The organism is Marisediminitalea sp. (assembly GCF_984433645.1).
This window is the reverse complement of sequence record NZ_CFIDRX010000059.1, coordinates 1-23,399: the sequence shown is the minus strand read 5'-3', so window position 1 is coordinate 23,399 and position 23,399 is coordinate 1. Positions and strand designations below refer to the sequence as shown.

The 23,399-nt window shown below is 49.5% G+C and carries 21 protein-coding genes; 15 read left to right on the top strand and 6 right to left on the bottom strand.

The features are described from left to right. Positions 1-72: 72 nt before the first annotated feature. Positions 73-411: a P-II family nitrogen regulator gene (glnK, locus tag AC4MRN_RS09575; protein ID WP_073324281.1), complete on the bottom strand. Its 339-nt coding sequence runs from the start codon at positions 409-411 to the stop codon at positions 73-75. Between the two features lie 256 nt (positions 412-667). Here glnK and AC4MRN_RS09570 point away from each other — a divergent pair, with 256 nt between their 5' ends. Both AC4MRN_RS09570 and AC4MRN_RS09565 read left to right on the top strand, forming a co-directional pair. Next, the gene (locus AC4MRN_RS09570) at positions 668-1,432 is read left to right on the top strand and encodes a hypothetical protein (protein ID WP_491203143.1); all 765 of its coding nucleotides are present in this window, start codon (positions 668-670) and stop codon (positions 1,430-1,432) included. A 2-nt stretch (positions 1,433-1,434) separates the two neighbouring features. Beyond that, positions 1,435-2,352, top strand: a complete 918-nt coding sequence (locus AC4MRN_RS09565; RefSeq protein WP_491203142.1) for a DUF808 domain-containing protein — start codon at positions 1,435-1,437, stop codon at positions 2,350-2,352. Here the strand turns inward: AC4MRN_RS09565 and azu are convergent. Continuing rightward, positions 2,339-2,806, bottom strand: a complete 468-nt coding sequence (azu, locus tag AC4MRN_RS09560; RefSeq protein WP_491203141.1) for an azurin — start codon at positions 2,804-2,806, stop codon at positions 2,339-2,341. The two genes, AC4MRN_RS09565 and azu, sit on opposite strands and share 14 nt — an antisense overlap. A 568-nt stretch (positions 2,807-3,374) precedes the next feature. Then, on the bottom strand, positions 3,375-5,705 hold the full coding sequence (gene mrcB, locus AC4MRN_RS09555; RefSeq protein ID WP_370243658.1) for a penicillin-binding protein 1B: 2,331 nt from the start codon (positions 5,703-5,705) through the stop codon (positions 3,375-3,377). A gap of 279 nt (positions 5,706-5,984) precedes the next feature. On the opposite strand from mrcB, the gene AC4MRN_RS09550 reads away from it, so the two are divergent. The 7 genes from AC4MRN_RS09550 to AC4MRN_RS09520 all read left to right on the top strand — a co-directional run bounded on the left by AC4MRN_RS09550 (position 5,985) and on the right by AC4MRN_RS09520 (position 12,440). After that, entirely contained in the window at positions 5,985-6,227 is a 243-nt protein-coding gene (locus AC4MRN_RS09550) for a DUF6489 family protein (protein ID WP_073324277.1), read from the top strand. An 18-nt stretch (positions 6,228-6,245) separates the two neighbouring features. Beyond that, positions 6,246-8,030, top strand: coding sequence for a PHA/PHB synthase family protein (locus AC4MRN_RS09545; protein WP_491203140.1), 1,785 nt, complete (start codon positions 6,246-6,248; stop codon positions 8,028-8,030). 100 nt (positions 8,031-8,130) lie between these two features. After that, positions 8,131-8,559, top strand: coding sequence for a polyhydroxyalkanoate synthesis repressor PhaR (gene phaR / locus AC4MRN_RS09540; protein ID WP_073324275.1), 429 nt, complete (start codon positions 8,131-8,133; stop codon positions 8,557-8,559). Positions 8,560-8,756: 197 nt separating this feature from the next. Next, positions 8,757-9,401 carry a phasin family protein gene (locus AC4MRN_RS09535; RefSeq protein WP_491203139.1) on the top strand — a complete coding sequence of 215 codons (645 nt, stop codon included), beginning with the start codon at positions 8,757-8,759 and terminating at the stop codon, positions 9,399-9,401. Between the two features lie 28 nt (positions 9,402-9,429). After that, positions 9,430-9,768, top strand: a complete 339-nt coding sequence (locus AC4MRN_RS09530; protein ID WP_073324273.1) for a phasin family protein — start codon at positions 9,430-9,432, stop codon at positions 9,766-9,768. Positions 9,769-9,913: 145 nt separating this feature from the next. Further along, positions 9,914-11,131, top strand: a complete 1,218-nt coding sequence (locus tag AC4MRN_RS09525) for a polyhydroxyalkanoate depolymerase (RefSeq protein ID WP_073324272.1) — start codon at positions 9,914-9,916, stop codon at positions 11,129-11,131. Between the two features lie 64 nt (positions 11,132-11,195). Further along, complete coding sequence (locus AC4MRN_RS09520; protein ID WP_073324271.1) at positions 11,196-12,440, top strand: lytic murein transglycosylase; 1,245 nt, start codon at positions 11,196-11,198, stop codon at positions 12,438-12,440. An 86-nt stretch (positions 12,441-12,526) separates the two neighbouring features. Here the strand turns inward: AC4MRN_RS09520 and phbB are convergent, their stop codons facing one another. Beyond that, on the bottom strand, positions 12,527-13,249 hold the full coding sequence (phbB, locus tag AC4MRN_RS09515; protein ID WP_073324270.1) for an acetoacetyl-CoA reductase: 723 nt from the start codon (positions 13,247-13,249) through the stop codon (positions 12,527-12,529). 159 nt (positions 13,250-13,408) lie between these two features. Then, entirely contained in the window at positions 13,409-15,877 is a 2,469-nt protein-coding gene (gene hrpB, locus AC4MRN_RS09510) for an ATP-dependent helicase HrpB (protein WP_491203138.1), read from the bottom strand. A gap of 168 nt (positions 15,878-16,045) precedes the next feature. Here hrpB and thpR point away from each other — a divergent pair, with 168 nt between their 5' ends. The 3 genes from thpR to AC4MRN_RS09495 all read left to right on the top strand — a co-directional run bounded on the left by thpR (position 16,046) and on the right by AC4MRN_RS09495 (position 19,933). Beyond that, positions 16,046-16,651, top strand: coding sequence for an RNA 2',3'-cyclic phosphodiesterase (thpR, locus tag AC4MRN_RS09505; protein ID WP_488801480.1), 606 nt, complete (start codon positions 16,046-16,048; stop codon positions 16,649-16,651). Positions 16,652-16,720: 69 nt separating this feature from the next. Continuing rightward, positions 16,721-17,575 (top strand): formyltetrahydrofolate deformylase, encoded by an 855-nt coding sequence (purU, locus tag AC4MRN_RS09500; protein WP_073324267.1) that lies wholly within the window; start codon positions 16,721-16,723, stop codon positions 17,573-17,575. Between the two features lie 180 nt (positions 17,576-17,755). Beyond that, a complete protein-coding gene (locus tag AC4MRN_RS09495) occupies positions 17,756-19,933 on the top strand; it encodes a M3 family metallopeptidase (RefSeq protein ID WP_491203137.1) in 2,178 nt (725 codons plus the stop codon). Positions 19,934-19,977: 44 nt separating this feature from the next. Here AC4MRN_RS09495 and AC4MRN_RS09490 read toward each other — a convergent pair whose 3' ends face one another. Further along, a complete protein-coding gene (locus AC4MRN_RS09490; protein WP_491203136.1) occupies positions 19,978-20,316 on the bottom strand; it encodes a hypothetical protein in 339 nt (112 codons plus the stop codon). An 86-nt stretch (positions 20,317-20,402) separates the two neighbouring features. On the opposite strand from AC4MRN_RS09490, the gene AC4MRN_RS09485 reads away from it, so the two are divergent. From AC4MRN_RS09485 to AC4MRN_RS09475, 3 genes are all read left to right on the top strand, one after another. After that, positions 20,403-21,242, top strand: a complete 840-nt coding sequence (locus AC4MRN_RS09485; protein WP_491203135.1) for a class II glutamine amidotransferase — start codon at positions 20,403-20,405, stop codon at positions 21,240-21,242. Positions 21,243-21,250: 8 nt separating this feature from the next. Continuing rightward, on the top strand, positions 21,251-21,808 hold the full coding sequence (locus AC4MRN_RS09480; protein ID WP_491203134.1) for a nucleotidyltransferase family protein: 558 nt from the start codon (positions 21,251-21,253) through the stop codon (positions 21,806-21,808). 183 nt (positions 21,809-21,991) lie between these two features. Further along, positions 21,992-23,399 (top strand): S41 family peptidase (locus AC4MRN_RS09475; protein ID WP_491203133.1); only part of this gene is annotated, 1,408 nt, incomplete at its 3' end.

Sequence of the window (23,399 nt, the reverse complement as noted above, 5' to 3'; positions counted from 1 at the left end):
TATCTAACGCGTACCCTAATTCAAAAGTTGTTTCCATTATGCTTATCTCCGCAAAATTCTCGTAGACGGCGCTTACAGGGCGTCTGAGTCTGTTTCGCCAGTACGAATCCGAACGGCACCTTCAAGGTCGTAAACAAATACCTTGCCATCGCCGATTTTACCGGTCTTCGCTGCGCCAACGATCGCTTCTACCAGACGATCTACCTGGTCATCCTGTACCGCAATTTCCAGTTTTACCTTTGGCAGGAAATCGACCTGATATTCCGCTCCGCGGTATAATTCAGTGTGTCCTTTTTGACGTCCGAAACCTTTCACTTCGGTCACGGTTAACCCGTCGATACCGATTTCTGAAATGGCTTCACGAACATCATCCAGCTTGAAAGGCTTGATGATTGCTGTGACTAGTTTCATGTGTTGCTCCCAAATGTTGGATTGCTTTGCAATATTGATTGTTGTGCAAGAGCTAATAAGACAAGTCCTATGCCACAAATTTTAATTATTAAAAATCAATAACTAACGTCAAAATGACACAGAAACTTACGCTTTTTTTGCACCATTTGAAAGCAAGCAGCCAGAATTGCACCATTTTAGTGCTATGGATTTTCATCCCTCTATTCACACCATTTATCGCAGGGAACTATCGCACACTTAACAGGTCGAATTGCCCATGCAAATCATCGATATATCTCTGGTTGACGACAGCCCGGGCCCTTCCCCAAGGCCAGTTGCACAGTCCAAGGCACTGTGGGGGATCCTGTTGCTTTCAGTTCTGGTACATGCGGCAATTATCTGTTCGCTGTCGTGGACAACGCCTGTTCCACCAGAAGTTTCAGAGCCAACCATAAAGGCAGTACTCATTCGTTTACCTCCGGCTCCGCCCGAGACAGCGCCTCTAGAGCCCGAACCTGTATTGCCTGATGTCGAGCCCAAAAACGAAGTTCCTGTCACGACAACCGAAGTTGCGCCAGAGCCAATCGCACCGGCTGAGCCAACGCCGGCCCCTGACGTCTCAGAACCTCCGGTCGAGCCCGATACACAGCCCGACGCTCAGCCACCTGCAGAACAGCCTGCTAACGGGGAAATCCTGACACAGTCTGTAGACAGCCCGGCTCCTGCCAGTCGCAGTATTCGTCAATCGATTGGTCAGTCGCTGCAACAACAACAGATGCAAATGCAGCAAGACATGGCTGAAGCCGCTGCACGCGCTTACCGGCAACAGAAAAACTCACCGGACCTTCGTATAGGAGAATACGATCCCAAACCAGAGCCGACACCAGGCGAACATCAGATTAATTGTGACAAAGGCGTGAATAGTTCGCTGGCAGTAGTTGCAGGACTATTCGGTGGCAATGTAAAGTGCACCCAACGAAACGACTTTCAGCAGTTTATTGATAAGCGGCTGAATAAAACCCATCTCGACAAGGACAACTAAACGTGGCTGCAGCAAACTTACTTGCCTTACTGGACGACATCGCCACCATGCTCGACGACATCGCAGTGATGTCAAAAATGGCCGCTAAAAAGACAGCCGGCGTGCTAGGCGACGATTTAGCCCTAAACGCCAACCAGGTGCAGGGGGTAAAGCCAGATCGCGAAATCCCGGTCGTCATGGCCGTTGCCAAGGGCTCGTTCATCAACAAATTAATACTGGTGCCCGCAGCATTGTTAATTAGCGCATTTGTACCTGTGCTTATTACCGTATTGCTGGTGATTGGCGGATTGTATTTGTGCTTTGAAGGTGCAGAAAAGTTGCTCCACAAATGGTTTTTCTCTCACGACGACGAAGACAACGCGGAAACCCGGCTTAATAAGCTGTCAGACAGCAGCGTTGACCTGGTTGCCATGGAAAAAGACAAAATCAAAGGCGCTATCCGCACCGATTTTATCTTGTCTGCGGAAATCGTGGTCATCACACTGGGGAGTATTCAGGAAGCCGATTTGATGTCGCAAATCTTGATCCTAAGCGGACTGAGTGTTGCATTTACGGTCGGCGTATACGGATTAGTCGCTGCCATTGTGAAAATGGACGACTTTGGCCTTTACCTGTTGCGTAAGTCGTTAACGGGCTCTTTTAATACAGCGCAACGACTGGGTGGCCGCTTCATGCTGACTGCGGCACCCGCACTCATGAAATTTTTATCGGTTGCCGGAACCATCGCCATGTTCCTGGTTGGTGGCGGTATTCTGACCCACAGTATTGGCTTTCTGCACCACATTGCAGAAGCGTTTATTGCGCTGGCGCCGTCTTTCAGTTTACTACTGAGTATTACGTTTGACGGCATTACCGGCGTTGTTGCCGGCGCAATAATTGCGTTGGCATTGCAAGCCTGGACTAAGATCAGGGCATCATAACCAATTCGCCTTTCATCATGACCCAATGCCCCGGTGCCGCGCAAAAGAATACATAGCGCTGTGCCGGATCTAACAGCGCAGTAGCAAACGATACCCGGGTTGACTCACCGCCGCCAATAACATCAGATGCCGCAATCACCCGTTTATCGCCAGGTGTTACGTAACGATTAGCGACACCGGCTTTAAAACTATCAGCCGCGATACCCTGCAGATCACTTTCCAAAGCAACAACCACGTTGTGACCCATTGCCGCCACTGGCAACTTACCGCTGTGCTTCAGCAAAATAGAAACGGTTTCACACGCCGAATCCACCATCAGTTGCTTTTGCACGAACTGCATGCGGTCATTGGCTTCAAGCTGCAATTCACAGCCACTACCTTCGTTATTTGCCCATACATTGAACGACAATCCAGTGATAAACAATACGCCAATAGCGCGTAGAACGATTTGCATAACTGCTTCCCTTGTAAAACTAAGTCAGGTGGCAGTAAATCATGAGTCTGGGAAATGAAGCCAACCGGAATATTCCATCGACTTTATCGTTTTTTCTCATTATCCCCCTGAGCTTACACACATTTATAGTGTGATTAACCAGTTATAGAGAGTGGCGTGATTGACGAATAATGTGTGATTTTCACCGATCCTTGGTAAAAGCGTGTTAGCAAATTAATACTGATGAAAATTAAATAGCTCGGTAAATCAGCCACTTAAAATTTTTATGAGCATTGGCACAACTATCGCAATAGTTGCTGCGACTTACAGGTTAGCAGGACATGGAACAGCGAGGTGCAGGATATGATCACTTACAGCTTTATTTTATGGTTGGTGTTAGGCCCGGTACTGGCCTATGTGGTAGCGCTGGGTATTTTTAACGGTATTCGTTATTTGTTTACCTCAGATACGGTTGCGCACTAACCCCCATTTTTTGACAGAACCAGACTACTCCCGTAGTGCCACTTCTCAGGAATTGCATACGCATTGCAATTTCCTGAGTTTTTTTCCTGTGGCAGTGCAGTTGAGGCTACAGGCCGAGCAAACGTTCCCACCAGGACTTTTTAGTGGCTTTTGTCTTCGATTTTTTCGGTGCTACAGGTTTACCAAAGCAGTCTTGCTGCGCTGGCGGCAATACATCCAGCACGGCAGGCACACTCATGCTATTGGGGCATCCTGCCACCACCACTTCACCGGTATTGGGATCGAAGTGCGCAATTCCCAGGCCGTCAGGGAACCTGCGCGACAAAGATTTGGGTTCCTGTAACTGCTGATACGCAATAAACACAGGCAAAGCCCCGCTGGCCCCGGTTAAACCAATCGAATTGTTGTCGTCGTTGCCCACCCAAACGGTGGTCAGGTGATTGCGATCGAAACCGGCAAACCAGCTATCGCGGTAGTCATCCGTTGTACCGGTTTTACCCGCCATGTTTACATTCGGAAAGGTCCGTCCCAGCGATTTAGCCGTGCCGTCGGTAGTCACTTTATACAGTGCATAGTTAAGCAGATAGGCTGCTTCCTCTTCTACGCGTTGCTCGCCGTATTCAGAATGACGCCACATCAGGTGATCATTCGCACTGACAATTGCACTCACCGCATGCAGTGGTCGATATGCGCCGTTGTTAGACAGCGTTTGATACATTTGTGTGGTATCAAAAGGCGTAAGCGCTACTGCCCCCAATGTTAACGATGGCACCATTGGGAAGTCGCGTTTTACACCAAGCTGCCTGAGCATAGTTGCGACTTTGTCGATGCCAAGTTCCAGCCCAAGATTCACCGTGGGCACGTTGAGCGATCTCGCCAGTGCATACAGCAATGGTACCGAGCCACTAAAGGTTTTATCAAAGTTCTGAGGCTGCCACGGCTCCCCGTGCTCGTCTTCAATGGTGAGTGGATTGTCTTCCAGCGGCGTCGCCAGATGATACCTTGCAGGCTCTGACAGCGCAGCCACGTACACCGCTGGTTTTGCCAGCGAGCCAATGGGGCGCACCGCATCCAGAGCCCGATTAAAGCCCGCGTAGCCAGCGTTTTTCCCACCGACAATAGCCCGCAGTTGTCCACTGGCAATATCCGTCACCAGCATCGCGCCTTCAAGGGGTACATCGCGGCCTGATTGCAACTTATTCAGTGTCGACGTCAGGGCTTTTTCCGCTCGCCGCTGAGCATGAATGTCCAATGTAGTGAAGACTTTTACTCCCGACTCCCGAATGTTCGGGTCGGCCAGTATAGACTGTAATTCGCGTTTGACCTGCGACATAAATGCAGGGTGTTTGCCGGTTGCCAGGCTATCTCCACTGGCTATATTCAGAGGCCTGGACACCGCCATTTCGTATTCCTGCGGCGTAATTTCATTCGCTTCCATAAGTAACCGAAGTACCAGGTTGCGGCGCTCAATGGCGCGATCAGGGTATTTGCGTGGATTGTAAAATGATGGCCCCTTGATCATCGCCACCATCAACGCGATTTCGGTTTCGTCCAGTTCATTGATAGGCCGGTCGAAGAAGAAATAGCTGGCCAGTCCGAACCCGTGCACCGCCATACTGCCACTTTGGCCCAGGAAGACTTCATTTAAGTAGGCCTGAATGATGGCATCCTTGCTGTATCTCGCATCAATGATGATCGCCATCAGGGCTTCTTTTACTTTGCGCTCAATCGACCGCTCACGGCTTAAATACAGGTTCTTAACCAGTTGCTGGGTCAGCGTACTACCACCCTGTACCGTTTTACCTGCGGCGATGTTAGCGATTAAGGCACGCAGAATAGACAGGGGCGCCACACCGTGGTGAGAATAAAAATCCCGGTCTTCCACCAGCGTCAGCGCCTTGACCAGTAGCGGTGGTACCTCGTCGAGCTTTACCAGCATCCGGTCTTCGCTACTGCCACTTGCCAGACGCGTAACCAGCCAGGGCTCCAGTTGCATGGAAGTCAGAGCCTGACCTGAATCGACATTGCGAATTGCACCAATACGCGCACCGTCCCAACTGATCAACACACGCTGTAACGGTTGATACCCTCCCGGAAAGTGAAACGCGCGTCTGAACACTTCAATTGCGCTTCTGGCGACACTGTATTCACCACTCCCCGATGGCTGCGCGACTTTGCGATAACCGAGCAGCTTGAGCTCATCGGTAATTTCTTTACGCGTGATTTCCTCACCCACTTCAATTTGCAAAGGGCGCGCATAGATTTGAGCAGGCACCTGCCATTTGTTGCCGGAAAAGTGATGTTTAATTTGCGCGTCGAGATAGAACAGGTAAGCCCCGAACAAAACGCTAAGTAACAACAGTAATTTCCAGGTGATCCCCCACCAGCGGCGTTTTTTAACGGTAGGTTCGGCTGTTTTTTTCGTTCGTGTTGTCACAAATCTTCCACTAATTCTAAACGTTAAGCTGTGTAAACTGAGATTACGGTGTTGTCAGTGCTGACCTGGATAACAATATATTTGTGCGCTGTATCATACTTTTGGCTCATCAGACTAGACAAGCGAATGTACACTTTTTACTCTGTAACGAGCTAAGCATTCAGGATCGTATTTTCAGAATGCCCGCTGTCCAGCACGCGTTTTGCACAAAAACTGCCAGAAAATGCGTGTGTCATTGCGTGTCAACACGCAATAGCCAGCCAGAAAAAGGAGTGTACCATGAAAATCTCTATCGACATTGATCTGTCGCCGTCTGAAGCACGCGAGTTATTGGGCTGGCCAGATATGACCAAAATTCACGAAGCGTCTATTGCTATGTTTACCGAACAAATGAAAAACGGTAATCAGGAAGCCATGATGACCATGCTGAAGCCCTACCTGGACGGCAGTCAGCAGGCATTTAGTTTTTATCAGAAAATGATGGAAGGTATCGCCACTGGCGCTGCCACTACAAAGAAATAGCCCACACAAGGAGTGCTTGTGCAGCAACAGGACCACAACGAAATTTTGGACACGCTGAATCAATATGCCGAGCAATTTAATAGCATGGTTCAGAAAATTCTGACGCGTCAGGCTGGCAGTGCCGATACCGCCGCTATGTTTGACCCCGAACACCTGCAGGCCTTACTGACCAGTAAACTGGCTGAAAACGTGCAGGTCGATACCTCAAAGTTAATCGAAAACCAAATGGCGTTTATGCGCCAGCAAACTGAGCTGTGGCAACAAGCCACCAAAGCGATGTTTGGTGAAAAGGCTGAAACCGTTGCAGCTGAAGAACGCGGCGACCGCCGCTTTAGTCACAGCGACTGGTCAGAAAACCCGGTTTTCAATTACCTGAAACAAGCGTACCTGATCAATTCAAAAATGCTGCAGGGCATGATGGACTCCATGACGTTTGCTGACCCAAAGTCAGCAGAGCAGGTAAAGTTCTATACCCGTCAGTATATTAATTCCGTTGCTCCGACGAACTACCTGTTTTCTAACCCGGAAGTATGCGAAGAAATTCTGAAAAGCAAAGGTCAGAGCATGCTGAAAGGCATAGAAAACTTCATGCGGGACTTAGAACACAGCCCGCTGGAAGCCTTTAAGATCACGCAAACCGACATGTCTGCGTTTGAATTAGGTGGCAATCTGGCAACCACCCCCGGCGACATTGTGTATCAAAACGACCTGATCCAACTGATTCACTACACGCCGAAGAAAGCGAAAACCTACGCACCGCCCATTCTGTTCGTACCACCGTTCATCAATAAGTACTACATTCTGGATCTGGACGAGAAAAAATCGGCGGTAAAAGGTCTGTTGGATGCCGGCTTCAGCGTGTTCATGATTTCCTGGGTAAACCCCGACAAGTCTCTCGCAGACCATGACTTTGTGAGCTACATGAAACACGGTCCTATCGCAGCGCTGGACGTTGTATGCGACATTACCGGTCAACCCAAAGTGAACATGGTCGGCTTTTGTGTGGGCGGCACCTTGTCGGCAATGACCTCGGCGTACTTACGGGCACAGGGGGACGAACGGATTTTGTCGCTCACACTCCTAACGACACTACTGGACTTTAGTGAGCCCGGTGAAATAGGCAACTATCTTACGGAAGAAAGCCTGAATGCCATGGAACAAAACGCCGATATTAAAGGCGTTTATGACGGCCGGATACTCGGCTTGAGCTTCAGCCTGCTGAGAGAAAACAACCTGTTCTGGTCTTACTTTATTAACAACTATCTGAAAGGTCAGGACCCGGCCGCCTTCGACATTTTGTACTGGAACAGTGATGCAACCAACATCACGTCAGCCTGTTTCAAACAGTACGTGCGCACCATGTACTGGGAAAACAAACTCAAAAGGCCCGGCGCGATTGTGATCGATGGCGTGCCCATTGATTTGGGCAACATCGATATGCCAGTGTATTTCCTGTCTACTATTGCCGACCACATTGTGTTGTGGCAGGCAGCCTATCAGGGCACCCAGCTGGTCGGCGGCGATACGCGCTTTGTTCTGGCGGGTTCCGGTCACCTTGCCGGTGTTATCAACCCTCCAGACAAAGGTAAATATCCGCATTGGGTAAATACCGAACTGCCCGATACAGCCGCCAGTTGGTTCGACGGTGCGGAGCAAGTTGAAGGCTCATGGTGGCCAGACTGGCATCAGTGGTTGGCAACGCATGACAGCACCAAAGTTACCGCACCCAAGCCAGGCAAGCACAAGGCCTACCCGGCTGTGGAAGCAGCACCAGGCAGTTACGTTAAAAAACGGCTCGATTAGTTGTAATCACGCCGCTATCGGCTTCCGGTAGCGGCTTATATTTGCTCTTTTGCCAGCTTTTACGCTACATTGCGCACATCAACTGCAAAGAGTAATCACCATGATCACGATCAAGAAGTACCCCAACCGCCGACTCTACGACACCGCTCAGAGTCAGTACGTGAACATGGATTACATTAAAGCCTTGGTTAAAGCCCGCACCGAGTTTAACGTTGTCGATTCCAAGTCTGGCGAAGACGTTACCAAAACCATCCTGCTGCAGATCATCAGCGAATCTGAAACTAACGAACAACAATCCATTCTCACCAACAAGCTGCTAATGCAGCTTATTCGGTTTTACGACTCCGACATGCAGGTATTTTTACGCGAATATCTTGAGCAAAGCCTGGTGAACTTTATGGAACAACAGGACCAGCTCCAGGGCATGATGAAAAACATGGTCGACACCTCACCACTAGGCTTGTTTAGCAAAATGATGGAGCAAAACCTGGACGTTTGGACCAAGTCACAAAAGCCGCCTAAGAAGTAAAAGCCCGTCATTCGGGTACCTTTCCCGACCACAACTGCTGCAATGCAGCATAAAAAATTACATGTATATTCTATAATGTTCTAGCGTTTTGCTGCATTGCAACAAAAATACCCTTGACCATTTCCAGGCAAGCTGTCTAATATATAACCAACTCATGCTGCAGCGCAGCAAGCATAGACTTCGGATGGGAGTGTTATATGTTTGGCAAATTTTCAGAACAGTTAAAGAAATCATCAAAGCCGATCAATTCGCTGATGGCGATGAATGCAAAGGCAATGGAAGACCTGTCGCAAAATCAAACTGAGCTATTTACCGGTTTACTCACCGACAGCGTGAAATTTATTGAAAGCGTGACGGTACAGACCGAGGTAAAAGGGGTGGTTGCCGCTGGTTCTGAATATGCCGAATCCATGCGCGACCGTTTCGCTATGGCATCGAAAGGGGCGTACTCAACGCTCAGCCACATGCAGGCTGAACTCAAAGACGTAATGAAAACCTCGTTGGACGAAGGCGTTGAGGCAGCAAAAACAGCCGTAGCTGAAGCACCTAAAGCGCCAGCTGCGCCTAAGAAGGCAGCGCCTAAACCCGCAGCGAAAGCAACGCCAAAGCCAAAAGCACCGGCCAAGCCGAAAGCGGAGCCTGCTGCAGTAAAGGCAGAAGCACCTAAGCCAGTGCCAGAAAAGGCTGTTGAAGCACCAGCTGCAACGCCGGCCCCGGCTGCAGAAGCAAAGCCCGCTGAGGCTCCAAAGCCAGCAGCAAAGAAAACAACGCGTGCACGTAAAACCACGACTACCAGGAAAGCGCCGGCCAAAGCAGCGCCTTCTACCAAATCAGAAAGTTAACTAACGACTCTTTTTAAGGAGAGACACCATGATCGAGCAAATGACAGAGAAGTTCCAAACTGCAATGAAGCCTGTTACAGATTTAGCGACGCTGAACATGAATACCATGCAAGAATTAGCAGAGAAGCAAAACAGCTTGTTTTCTACTCTGTTGTCTGACGGCATGTCATTCGTTGAAACAGCAAGCCAGCAGAAAGACCTGATGAGCCTTGCTGAAACGCAAAAAGCGTATCTGGAAGGTGTTCAGGAAAAAATGACTGAATCTGCTAAGAGCAGCTACACCTTAATCACTGAAGCACAAACCAAAGCGGGTGAAATGCTGAAAGGTATGAGCGAAGAATTTACGTCTAAATTCGCTGCTAAGTAAGACTAAAGAACAAGTAAGAGGGCTGTAGGTATCTATGGCCCTCTTTTGCGTCTTGTGTTACATTTTTTTTACAAAAAATGAACTGATGTAAACCCTAGTTGTCCTACTCAGCGCTCGTTCTTGTTGTATTGTTAGGAGTGACCGAATGAACTACCAAGCCTATGATTACATGGCCCGCAGTGCACAAATTATGCACGAAGGCTTTAGCTTGATGAATGATATTGCGAGTCATCCGTCGAACCCCTTTTCCCATACGTTTCCCGGTCGTATGACCAAAGCTTCCCTGGAAACCGCAATGCGCCTGACTCGTCGCTATGAAAAACTGGGGTTTAATATCGACGAAATCACCATTGATGGTAAATACCATCAGGTAAAAGAAGAAGTGGCTTACAGCAAGCCGTTTTGTGACCTGATTCACTTCAATCGCGTTGGCGTAAGAGACGACCACAAAGTGTTGTTGGTGGCCCCTTTGTCAGGGCATTTTGCCACCCTGTTAAAAGGTACAGTAGAAGCACTGCTACCCGATCACGAAGTATACATTACCGACTGGGCCGATGCTCGGGAAGTACCGCTAGACGAAGGCCCGTTTAGTTTTGACTGTTACGTCGGATACCTCATTGAATTCTTAGAGTTCCTTGGACCAGGTACTCACGTTATTGCCATTTGCCAGCCAACCGTTCAGGCGCTGATTGCTACAGCCGTAATGGCTGAGAAGAAGAATGAATGCGTCCCTCGTTCATTAACGCTGATGGCAGGCCCAATCGACACCAGTAAAAACCCGACGCGGGTAAATGAGTTTTCTACCAAACACCCAATGTCATGGTTTCGAAACGTGGCGATTATGACGGTGCCTCATGGTTACCCTGGTGAAGGCCGAAAGGTGTATCCGGGATTCATGCAACTGGGTGGGTTCATTAGTATGAATCAGAAAACCCACATGAAGAAGTACGTTAACTTCTACCAAAATCTGATCTTTGGTGAAGAAGAAGACGCTGATCGTTTCCGCGCTTTTTACGATGAATATCTGGCGGTGCTCGACATGCCAGCTGAGTTCTATCTGGAAACCATTGAACGCGTTTTCAAAAATAATGAACTGGCACGCGGCGCGATTACCTATCAGGGTGAGCCTGTTAGTTTCGAAGCCATCGAAAACACACCGTTGATGACAGTTGAAGGTGCTGACGACGACATCTGCGGGTTAGGGCAAACGGAAGCCGCACAAAACTTGTGTAAAAATATTCCGCACTCGATGCGTAAACACCATGTGCAGCCCGGTGCTGGCCACTACGGCATTTTTAGTGGCTCTAAGTTCCGTCAGCATATCCGTCCGTTAATCACCGATTTTATTCACAAATACGCCTGATACAGACTCGCCCATGCCAGCGCTTTGCGTTAGCATGGGCTCTCATTATTTCAGGGAGTATTGCATGCGCCGTACCATTTCAGGAACCCTTCGCCTTCTGCTTCGCGCATCCACCACAGGTCTTATTTTTAGCGGACTGACGCTGAGCCATGTCGCAAACGCACAGACAGCTCAGGACGACTTTGATAGCTGCAAAGCCGGACTTCAACAACGTGCTGTTGAGGGCGGTGTCAGTGAGCCCATCGCCCAACAGGTGTTCAGCAAAATAAAATATCAACCAAGGGTAATTGAACTCGACAGAAGTCAGCCTGAGTTCGTACAAACCTTCCCAGGTTATTTCAGTAAACGTGTCAACGACTGGCGAATTAACAAAGGCCGTGAGCTGGCAGCTAAGCACAAAGAGCTATTAGCCGACCTGACAAAAAAATACGGTATCCCTGCCCATTATCTGTTAGCTTTCTGGGGGCTTGAAACAAACTTTGGCGGCTACAAAGGCAAAATGCCTGTACTTGATTCACTGGCAACACTGGCTTGTGATCCGCGCCGTAGCACGTTCTTCAGCAAAGAACTGATTACCGCCGTAAAACTGCTGGAAGCGCAATCGCTGGATCAGGAACGCATGGTAGGCTCCTGGGCAGGCGCAATGGGTCATACCCAGTTTATGCCCTCAGCTTACGCCGCCTACGCCGTTGACGGTGACAATGACGGCCAGATCAATCTATGGGACAGTGAAGCAGATGCGTTGACCTCCGCGGCAAACTTCCTGGCACAGCTCGGCTGGCAGCCGGGGTTCCGGTGGGGACGCGAAGTCATGCTACCCGAGAGTTTTGATTATCGCCTGTTGGGTTACAGTAACCGTAAATCTGTCACAGAATGGAATGACATGGGTGTCACCAAAGCTAAAGGTGATGCATTAGGCGAGAGTGATATTGCCAGCTATCTTGTCATGCCAGCGGGTCATGAGGGACCCACTTTTCTGGCCTACCCTAATTTCAGAGTGATCATGCGCTGGAACAATTCAGAGTTCTACGCGATTGCCGTAGGGCGACTCGCAGATCGAATTGCAGGTGACGGGAAAATGATTGCTTCTTTACCGGATCTGCCTGCGTATAGCCGGAATCATATAATTGCCTTGCAGCAAAGTCTTAATGCACGTGGTATTGATGTGGGTGGCGCTGACGGTATTCTTGGCCCTGCGACCCGTGAAGGTATAAGACAGTTCCAGTTAAGTCAGGACATGGTAGCCGATGGTTTTCCGTCCTTGTCGGTTATGGAAGCGTTGGGCGTAACGATTACCCCTAACTCTTGAGCCGTTGTGTTTCAAAGTGCCTGAGAACAGCAAAAATCAGGCACTTGAACCTCCGTTAACTCATGTACGTTATTATTGTAAGCAAATTAATACATGTGTTGGCCGCCGTTAATCGACAGCGTTGAGCCGGTAATAAAGCTGGACTCATCCCGGATCAGGAACAATACACCTTCGGCAATATCTTCTGGTTTGCCTAAACGACCCACCGGAATTTTTGCAACGATTTTAGCCAGTACATCTTCAGGTACAGCGCGTACCATATCAGTATCGATGTAACCTGGTGCAATGGCATTAACAGTTATGCCTTTGCCTGCCCCTTCCTGAGCCAGTGCCTTGGTAAAACCGTGGATACCGGATTTTGCCGCAGCATAGTTTACTTGCCCATACTGGCCGGCCTGTCCGTTGATTGAGCCGATGTTCACAATGCGACCAAAGCTACGCTCACGCATACCTTCAATCACCGCGCGACATGTGTTGAAACACGACGCAAGGTTCGTTTGAATCACCGCATTCCATTGCTCAAAGGTCATTCGATGCATTGTGCCATCGCGGGTAATCCCCGCATTGTTCACGAGCACATCCACTGGTCCAAAGTCTGCTTCAATTTGCGAAATTGCTTCTTTGGTTTTTTCGAAGTCTGACACATCAAACTTCATTGCTGCGATCCCCGTACGCTCGGTAAATTCCTGCGCGGCTTGATCATTCCCACCATAGTTAGCAACTACCGTATAGCCTGCGGCTTTTAACGTAGTACAAATTGCTTCACCAATCCCTCGTGTCCCACCTGTGACGAGTGCTACTCTGCTCATGCTGTTTCCTCTTTTGCTATTGCTTACCAAATAACCGTTTACTATATAACCATCTATAAACCTAATCTGACAATGGGAAAATCAGACCTTGGTCGGGGTTTCATTGATCGATGTCAATTAGCCAAAAGAACAAAGTAGCAAATAAATATTACGAATCAGTTACTTAGGCTTGGTAGTTCGAATCGTCGCTTGAGCAGTGGTCGGATCTTCCGGCCAGATGTGTTTGGGGTAACGGCCTTTCATTTCCTTGCGCACCTCGACGTAGCTGCCTTTCCAAAAGCCAGGCAGATCATCGGTGGTCTGAATGGGCCGGTTTGCGGGAGAGAGTAATTCAACGGTAACAGTCTGACGCCCGTTGGCAATGCACACGGGTTCACTGCTGCCATATACTTCCTGCATTTTCACTGACAATACAACTCGGGTCGGGCTGTCGTAGCGCAGCGCGCGGCGGGTTCCGCTGGGTACCGTTATTGCGTCTGGCAACTGGCTGTTTAGCGCTTCCTGCAGTGGCCAGGGCATTGATTGAAACAGGAGTTTGTCCCAGGGAAGTTGTTTCAGTTGTGCCACGGACTGGCAGTGTTGCAATGCACTGTGTACGGCTTCACAGGCTAGTATCCAACCAGCGGTAGGTTCAGGCCAGGTGTGCGTTTCGCCGTAGTGCTTGCATTCAAGATTAAGCGTTCTTGCCATGCACAAGCGGTGTATTGTTGGCATAAGTACCGCGTTATTTGGCCAGTCTTTCAGAGGCTTTCCTGACAACCATTCCCGCCAGAAATCACCTCGAGACGAGACACCGGCTTTTGCCAGTGGCTGACGACTTAGCACAATTTCACCAAAGCACTGCTGAGATTCCGCGCGCAGGGAATCGGCAGTTGCATCGTAAAAAAAGGCTTCTTTTTCACTAAATCCATTTGCGAAATGCGTTTTTAATACCGAAATATCGATAGGCTGGGCTAAACGAATTTGCATGGATGCGCCCCGGCGTTGTCCCGACAAGACTGCCAGCCAGTCGCCATTGAAATAGGCGTCCGCTGAGAGCTCAGCACCTACACCCTGGGCCAGTTTAAAGGTGCCATTGGATTGCTTACACGCTAGCCAATCGGGATTGAGTAACCCAATGGCCACTGCCAATTTAGTCTCATCCACCTTGAAAAATGATGACTTGTCTACTTTGCCTCGCAAGAGATTCACCAGGCGCAGCGCTTGTTCTGTCACCCTTTGTCTCGCCTGACCTTGCAACTGCTTGAGGCAAAGATGTACATCCCACCCTGAATACTTGGGCGGGTCTTCACTGAGCGCTGCTATTACCCCACCAGCCACCAGCCAGTCACTGTCGCCGGTTTCATCCGTCAGGGCTTTCACCTTCAGTAGCATGCTGGCTGTGCGGGGTTGCACGGGAAGTTGCGCAGCCTGACGCCCTAACGATGTAATATCGCCCTGTTTTGAGAAGGCACCAAGCTGCACCAAAGTGTGAACGGCCGATTGAAGCTGTGCTGCCGACGGCATATCCAGCAAGGCCAATTCACTAACCGGCGTCCCCCACGCTGCAGATTGCAACACTAATCCAGTGATGTCCTGTGTGTGGATATCAGGTTGACTAAACTTACGCAGACGCCCCTGCACGTCTTCGCTCCATAGTCGATAACACTTACCTGCTGCGAGACGACCTGCCCGGCCTTTTCGCTGCTCGGCAGAAGCCTGAGAAATCATTTGCAGCGAAAGCTCTGTCATCTGACTCTTCGGGTGGTATTCGGCAACCAATTCACGACCACTGTCGATGACCACACTGATCCCTTCAATAGTTAAACTGGTTTCCGCTATATTGGTTGCAAGAATGATCTTTCTTCTTCCTTTCTCCAAGGGTCTGAGTGCGCGCTGTTGCTCAGCCAGCGGCAGATTCCCGTACAGCAGCATAACGTCCACATTGTCTGACAAAGAGGCATTTAACTGCTGTTGAAGCTGTAAGATATGCTTCACCGTCGGCAGGAAAACCAATATATCGCCGGGTTCACGTGCTGTTATCACGCGTACGTGTTTTGCCAGACTATTTACCAACTCATGATGTTGGCATTCGCCCAGATAATTGACCTCAACGGGAAACTGACGCCCATCGCTGTGCAGCACTTCGGCCTCGGGAAGCAACGCCTGTATAGGAGAGACATCGAGTGTAGCCGACATGACCAGTAACCGAAGATCGTCACGCAACGCCTGCTTGACCTCAATGGCCAATGCCAAACCAAAATCACTATGCAGATTCCGCTCGTGAAACTCATCGAATAGGATGATATCGACGCCGTCGAGCTCCGGATCCTGCTGGATTCGACGACTTAGAATACCTTCGGTAATAATTTCCAACCGGGTGTTCTGACTTACCGCTTGCTCACCTTTGATGCGATACCCCACGGTTTGTCCCACCGATTCCCCCAACTGCTCAGCCAAAAAGGCGGCGAGTTGTTTAACCACGACACGCCTGGGTTGCAGCATAACAATACGTTGGTTGCTCCGGGCTAACAACGCTAATGGGATGGCCGTTGATTTACCCGCACCCGGCGGTGCACTCAATAAAACATCATGTGTATTCAGCGCATCGCACAGCGGCGCCAGCAAAGATTCTACAGGAAGCGTCATACCGGAACGGCTCTCACAACATCGGTGTCCACTAATACAGGTGCATTGTTGGCTGCCCCACAGGCAAAGTAACACACCGGGCTTATACTTAAATAAGTAGGTATAGTAGCATTGTGCCCTTGCACAGTTCACCCCTAACCATGACTCAACACTGCAGGTCGTCACGTTATGCGAAGCTTTATCGGATTGGATTTATCAGCACAGGACAAACTCGCGCTGGAAAACTGGCGGGAGAAGAGCCTGCCGGGTCTGCCCTCATCCAATGCCAGAAACGCAAATCAACCCAAAGTGCCGGTGCGCCAGCCAAAGCCCGTCCCAGCCGCAAACTTTCACATTACGCTGTGTTTCTTAGGCAATATTAATGACCGCCAGCACGAAACAGTCATTGCCAACCTCGACGACATCACAGCGACGCCATTCGAGGTTACGCTGGATATGACCGCGTTTTGGCAAGGCCCGAAGATACTGTTGGCGGCACCAACAGTGCCGCCCGCCTCGCTGATGTCACTGGCAGCAAGTGTAAATAGCGCTGCCAGGCAGGCAGGAATAGACGTTGAGCGAAGAGAATACCGGCCTCACGTTACGCTTATCCGTAATACCAAAGAGGATTATCCGCCACCGCTGTTCGCACCGCAGCTAACCTGTCAGTTTAGTCAATTCCATTTATTTGAGTCGGTGTCGACACCCAGCGGCGTTCGGTACCCGGTGAAACACTCCTGGCCACTCAGAAGCAGCCATTCTGTAAGGGAAAAGCTACAAAGAGGTCATTTTTAGGGCATTTCCTCTTTACAGCACGCCTGTCGCTCGGTAAAAAGGGAGCACTATTTATCACCATATATAACCATGCATCACACCTTTAGACTCATCATCGATTGCCCGGACCAGGTTGGCCTGGTGGCTGGCGTTTCTCAGTTTCTTGCCGATCACAATGCTTCTATCCTTGAAGCCAGCCATCATACTGATCTGCAAACCGGTCGCTTTTTTATGCGCCACGAAATCAGCACAGACTCAATCAATCTGTCTTACGACCGTTTTATTGAAGAATTCACGCCATTGGCGAATCACTTCCAAATGGAATGGAAACTAACAGACTCCAGCAAAAAGCAGCGCGTAGCGTTACTGGCGAGCCTGGAATCACATTGTTTAGTTGATATTTTACATCGCTGGCACACAGGCGAGCTGCATTGCGATATTCCTTGTATTATTGGTAACCACCCGCAATTAAAGCAGTTTGCAGACTGGTATAAAGTCCCATTCCACTGGGTAGACTTTAAGACCCTAGGTAAAGAGGCTGCGTTCAAACAAATCGAAGTACTGTTGGATGAATACAAGATTGATCTGACGGTGCTCGCCCGCTTTATGCAAATTTTGCCAGACAGCCTTTGTAAGAAGCTGGCAGGTAAAGTGATCAATATTCACCATAGCTTCCTGCCGTCATTTGCTGGTGCCAAACCCTACCAGCAGGCTTATGAACGCGGCGTAAAACTGATTGGCGCAACCTGTCACTACGTTACCAGTGATTTGGATGAAGGTCCGATCATTGAACAAAGCGTCAAGCGCATCAGCCACAGTGATTCTGCGACTGACATGGTACGCAAAGGGAAAGACTGCGAAGTAAACGCGCTGGCCCATGGCGTCCGCTATCACCTTGAAGACCGCGTTATTATTCACCACAATAAAACCGTCGTCTTCGCATAGCCAGGCTTATCATCATTTGCGCCAGACTCATGGTAAAAGCGGTCTGGTGCAAATCATCACGTTAAAATACCTTTCACAATCTGTTACCTGCACATACACTGATAACTTGATGTACGCAGGGTCCCAAAGCTGGACTCTTGTTGAAGAAATAAGAACGACAGAGAAGTTGAAGTAAATTCTATGATAAAACTCACCCATACCCTAACGGCTGCCGCTATTGTCATGGCACTGGCCGGATGTTCACAAGCACCTGAAACGCAATCAACCACCAGCGCCGCACCTGCCCAGGCTAAAACGACAGTAGCAGATAACGTATTGCTTCAGGACTACAAAGGCCCTTACGGCGGCGTACCGGCGTTTGACAAAATGGACCTCAGTGATGTTATGCCTGCCATGGAAGCTGCTATGGCTGAGCACCTGGCAGAAATTGATGCCATTGCTAACAATCCTGAAGCACCGACGTTTGAGAATACCATTGTCGCAATGGAAAGAGCCGGCAGCGCAATTAGCAATGTATACACCTACTACGGCATCTGGAGCTCAAACAAGTCCAGCCCGGAGTTTCGTGAGATTCAGCGTGAGTTATCGCCGAAGCTGTCTGATTACCGCTCTAAGATCAATCAGAACGAGAAGCTATTCAGCCGCATTAAAGCCGTTTACGAAAGTGATGAGTTGGCGACCTTAACCGACGAAGAACAACGCATTACCTGGTTGATATACAATAGCTTTGCCCGCAACGGCGCGACGCTTGAAGGCGAAGCAAAAGCCAGATACGCGGCAATTAATAAAGAATTAGCCAGCCTGCACACTAAATTCTCCAACAATGTGCTGGCTGACGAAGAAAACTACGTTACCTACATAACCGAAGACCAACTGGACGGTTTACCAGAGTCCTTTGTAAAAGCAGCCGCAGCGGCAGCAACTGAACGTGGAAAAGAAGGGCAATACGCCATTACCAATACCCGTTCTTCCATGGATCCGTTTCTGACCTATTCAACTCACCGCGATTTACGCGAAAAGGTTTGGACAACCTACTACAGCCGCGGCGATAACGGCGATGAGTTCGACAATAATGCGCTGGTTAAACGCATTCTGGAACTGCGTCACGAACGCATTAAATTACTGGGCTACGAAAACTATGCCCAGTGGCGTTTGGAAGACCGCATGGCGAAAACGCCTGAAAATGCCATGGACCTGATGATGAAGGTATGGCCAGCCGCCATTGCCCGCGTTGAAGAAGAAGTTGCCGATATGCAGGCTATTGCCGACGAGCTGGGTGACGACATTACCATTAAGCCCTGGGACTATCGCTATTACGCCGAGAAAGTGCGTAAAGCCAAGTACGACCTGGACTCCAACGAAGTAAAACAATATCTGCAGTTGGATAAACTTCGCGAGGCGATGTTCTACGTAGCCGGCCGCTTGTTCAATTTTGACTTTAAAGCTGTGCCAGAAGGCTCTGTGCCGGTGTTCCACCCGGACGTAAAAGTATGGGAAGTCACCGACAAAGACTCTGGCAAGTTAATTGGATTGTGGTACCTGGATCCCTTCGCCCGTAAAGGCAAACGCTCTGGCGCATGGGCGACGACCTATCGAAGCCATACCACGTATGACGGTGCTAAAACCGTATTGTCTTCTAACAACTCAAACTTCGTGAAAGGGCCGGAAGGCGAGCCAACGTTAATTTCATGGGACGATGCTGAAACCTACTTCCACGAGTTTGGCCACGCCTTGCACTTCTTATCGGCAACCGTGAAGTACCCAACGTCTCACTCTGGTGTGCGTGACTACACGGAATTCCAGTCACAGCTGCTTGAGCGCTGGTTAACCACCGACGAAGTCGTTGATCAATACCTGGTGCATTACAAAACAGGCGAGCCCATTCCAGACAGCCTGATTGAAAAAATCAACAACGCAGCCACCTTCAATGAAGGCTTCAAAACCACCGAGTACATGGCTTCGGCTATTATGGACTTGCTATACCATACAACCGATCCAGCTAAGATTGACCCGGACAGCTTCGAACGCGAGCAATTGAAAGCCATTGGTATGCCAGAAGAAATCGTGATGCGCCACCGCACTACGCAGTTTGGTCATATTTTCTCGGGTGAAGGTTATTCGTCTGGCTACTACGGTTATATGTGGGCTGAAGTTCTGACTGCAGATGCGGCCGAAGCGTTTGAAGAAGCGCCTGGCGGTTATTACGATGAAGAAGTGTCTGACCGCCTGGTGAAATACTTGTTCTCAATCCGCAACGCCATGGACCCGGCTGAAGCGTACCGTAAATTCCGCGGTCGCGATGCTAACGTGGAAGCGCTCATGCGCGACAGGGGCTTCCCGGTAAAGTCTGACAAATAAACCCAAAATGCAAAAGCCCTCTGACGAGGGCTTTTTTGTGCTTATTACACCTGTATTTCCACAACGTCTGCATCGGGTAGCAATGCACATAGCTGCTCGAAGACAGCATCGACATCGCGGTCATGTAGCCAGATATCCGTTGCGTTATCGGAATGGTTAAACACCGTGAGAGAGCCGGCCCTTTGAATCTTCGCTATCGATGATTTCGGGAAGGTTTTACCGCCTTTTTTCCAAAAGCGTTCATAGGGCGAACAGCGCAGGCGTATTTTGTCACCTTCGTCCTGCACACATTCCTGAGGTCGGTCGAATACGTTTTTATAACTCAGCCACCACGACACTGCGCTGATAGCAAAACAAATAACACCAAGCGGTAAAATGTCCATTTCATACTTCCTGCGTCCTTATTGAGGTATAATCATACGGATTCAATTTTCAAAAACAAATCTGTTCAGGGTAAGAGAGAAGTACCATGTGCGAGCTTTTAGGCATGAGCGCCAATACGCCAACCGATTTATGCTTCAGTTTTACCGGCCTCACGCGTCGCGGTGGCGAAACCGGGCCGCACAAAGACGGCTGGGGCGTAGCGTTTTACGAGGGTAAAGGCGTTCGCTTATTCCACGACCCTGAACCCTGCGCAACATCGAAAATTGCCGAGTTCGTCAGTAAACTTCCGATCAAAAGTAAAACCGCAGTTTGTCATATTCGCCAGGCAAATGTGGGCAATATCAACCTATCGAACACGCACCCTTTTACCCGGGAACTCTGGGGCCGATACTGGGTGTTTGCACACAACGGTCAGATTCCGGGTTTTACCCGTCGGGTAGGCACTTATGAAGCAGTTGGCGATACCGATAGTGAAGAATTGTTTTGCGATTTAATGAATCAGATTCGCCAAAACCTGCCGCGTGATGCCATGCCTCAACAATTAGCCGAGGCTTTGGTTTCACTTGCTCAGGAATATGCACAACAAGGCGTATTTAACTGTTTGCTCAGCAATGGGGACTGGCTGTTTAGCTTTTGCAGCACCAAGATGGCCAGTATCACCCGCCGTGCCCCTTTTGGCCCGGCCTGCTTAAAAGATGTTGAGGTCGAAATTGACTTTGCGGCCGAAACGACGCCTAACGACGTCGTCAGTATCATTGCAACAGAACCGCTGACACACGACGAACAATGGGACATTTACGAGCGGGGTGAGTGGAAGCTATGGCAACAAGGCGAAGTAATAGCGTGCGGCAAAGTGGATGTGCCAGTACATAAAACCGAAACCGATATGGTCAGCCCTGCCAATATGCCCAGAGACTGCGAGTAACCGCGACGGTGGAGCCGGAAAATGGCTTTGAAGCGCGTTTGGCTCAGCTGCTGCTTGCTGATCCAACACGCATGCAAATTTTAAAAGCCGTTGCGGCGTTATCGGTCGACAACGCTTTTGTTGCCGCTGGCTTTTTGCGGAATTTGGTATGGGATGCATTATACGCCATTCATCCTCCTACCCCACTTAACGATGTCGACGTGATTTACTTCGACAACACAGACCCATGCCCACATGCCGCTAGTGCCTATCAGGCTCAACTGGCCACCCAGTTACCCAACGTTTGTTGGCAAGTTAAGAATCAGGCCGTCATGCACAAACGAAATGGCGATAATCCCTATACAGGCATTGTCGATGCCATGCGGCATTGGCCAGAAAAGGAAACGGCAGTTGCTGTTCAGTTACATCAGGGCGGCTTTACGTTTGTTTCCGGATTTGGGTTTGAGTCCCTGTTCAATGGCAGACTCTCCTGGAACCCGGCACGTGCTCAGCATACTTTTTTACACCGCGTCGAACAAAAGCAGTGGCTGTCTCGCTGGCCGAAGCTGCAAATAACAATGCGTTAGCCTTTTTCATCACGCCACATCTCGCGCTCGGTTAACCCCCTGGATTTTTTTACCCTGGTTTCACCCTTCGGCCCTCACACTGCACGCATTCCTGTTAAGGCGAAAACGAAGAAGCTGTGCCTTTGTGCTTCAGGATAACGCTTACAACCCACTTAATCATAGGCTCAAACACGGAGGTCTATTATGCGAGGCAATATTTCTATAACGTGCGCAGTGTTTAGCGCATTGCTATTAACCGCTTGTGGCAGCAATAACAGCAAAGAACAAGCGAATCAGAATAACGGTGGAAACCCGTCTGGCTCAACCATTTCAGCCGCTTACCAGGGTGTTTGGGTAGCCAGTGGCTACGCCGATGTGCTGGAAGTCACCCACAACAGTGTTAACTATTACAAGTACTCCAGTGACTACTGTGTGTTGCAGGCCAGTTTCGACGGCATTACAACGGCAGAACTGAACCGCAGTGTGTCGCTGAATGAAGATGAAACTGCATTGCGCTGGATTGCGGGCTATGGCACCGACACCTTTGGCGCGCCCGCTCGGGAACTGAGTAAAGAGAGCGCTCTTCCTGCGTCATGTCAGAGCGGTGTGCTGACCGAGTCATCATCGCTGAGCAATCAGGACCTCTTTGCACTGTACAGTCAAATCATGCAGGAATACTACGTTGATTTTGACCGATTGGACGTCGACTGGCCGCAACTTGCTTACAACCTGAGCTTGCCGGTAACCAATGATATCAACACGTTATACGAAGCCATTTATTCGTCGTACGTCGTCCTGCAGGATGGGCATAATTCAATGACCGCTGCCGACGGTACACTCATTAAAGTCCTTGGTAAGCAAACCCATACAATGGACTTGATTGAAGAGTATGCAATGGACAACAGCCTCAGCTACCCTTTGCAGGCAAACGAGCTTTCCGCAAGCCAGATTGCTGCAATAGAAGCCTACATCGAGAACAACCTCAACATCGAACAAGCTATTGTTTTGGATTATGCCACCACTGAGGTAAAACAAGACAACAGCGAACAAATCACCTGGTTCGGCATTGATAACATCGGCTATGTCCGGATTGATTCAATGACCAATTACAGCTCAGTTTCTGATGACGAAGATGACCTGGCGCACACCACATCAGCGCTGCAAAATCTGAATAACACCTTAGATCAAGTGCTAACAGATTTAAGCGACACTCAGGGCCTGATTATCGATATTCGTGGCAACGGTGGAGGCAATGACTATATCAGCCTTGCTATTGCTGGCCGTTTCGCTGCTACCGACTATGTGGGCTACAAAAAATATGCGCGCAACGGTAACGGTGTAACCGAAACACGAGAAGCGATTATTCAGCCTACATCTATGGTCAGCTATACCAATAAGCCTCTGGTATTGCTAGTGAGCGCCGAAACGGCTTCAGCAGCCGAAGCATTTACCCTGGCCATGCTTCCAAACGACCAGGTTACCGTAATTGGTACTGCCACTCAGGGCATTTTCTCGGATGTACTGGAATGGGTGTTACCCGGTGGACATGCTTTAGGGCTTTCCAATGAAGTGTATTTATCTGCCGATGATGTGTGGTATGAAGGCTCAGGCA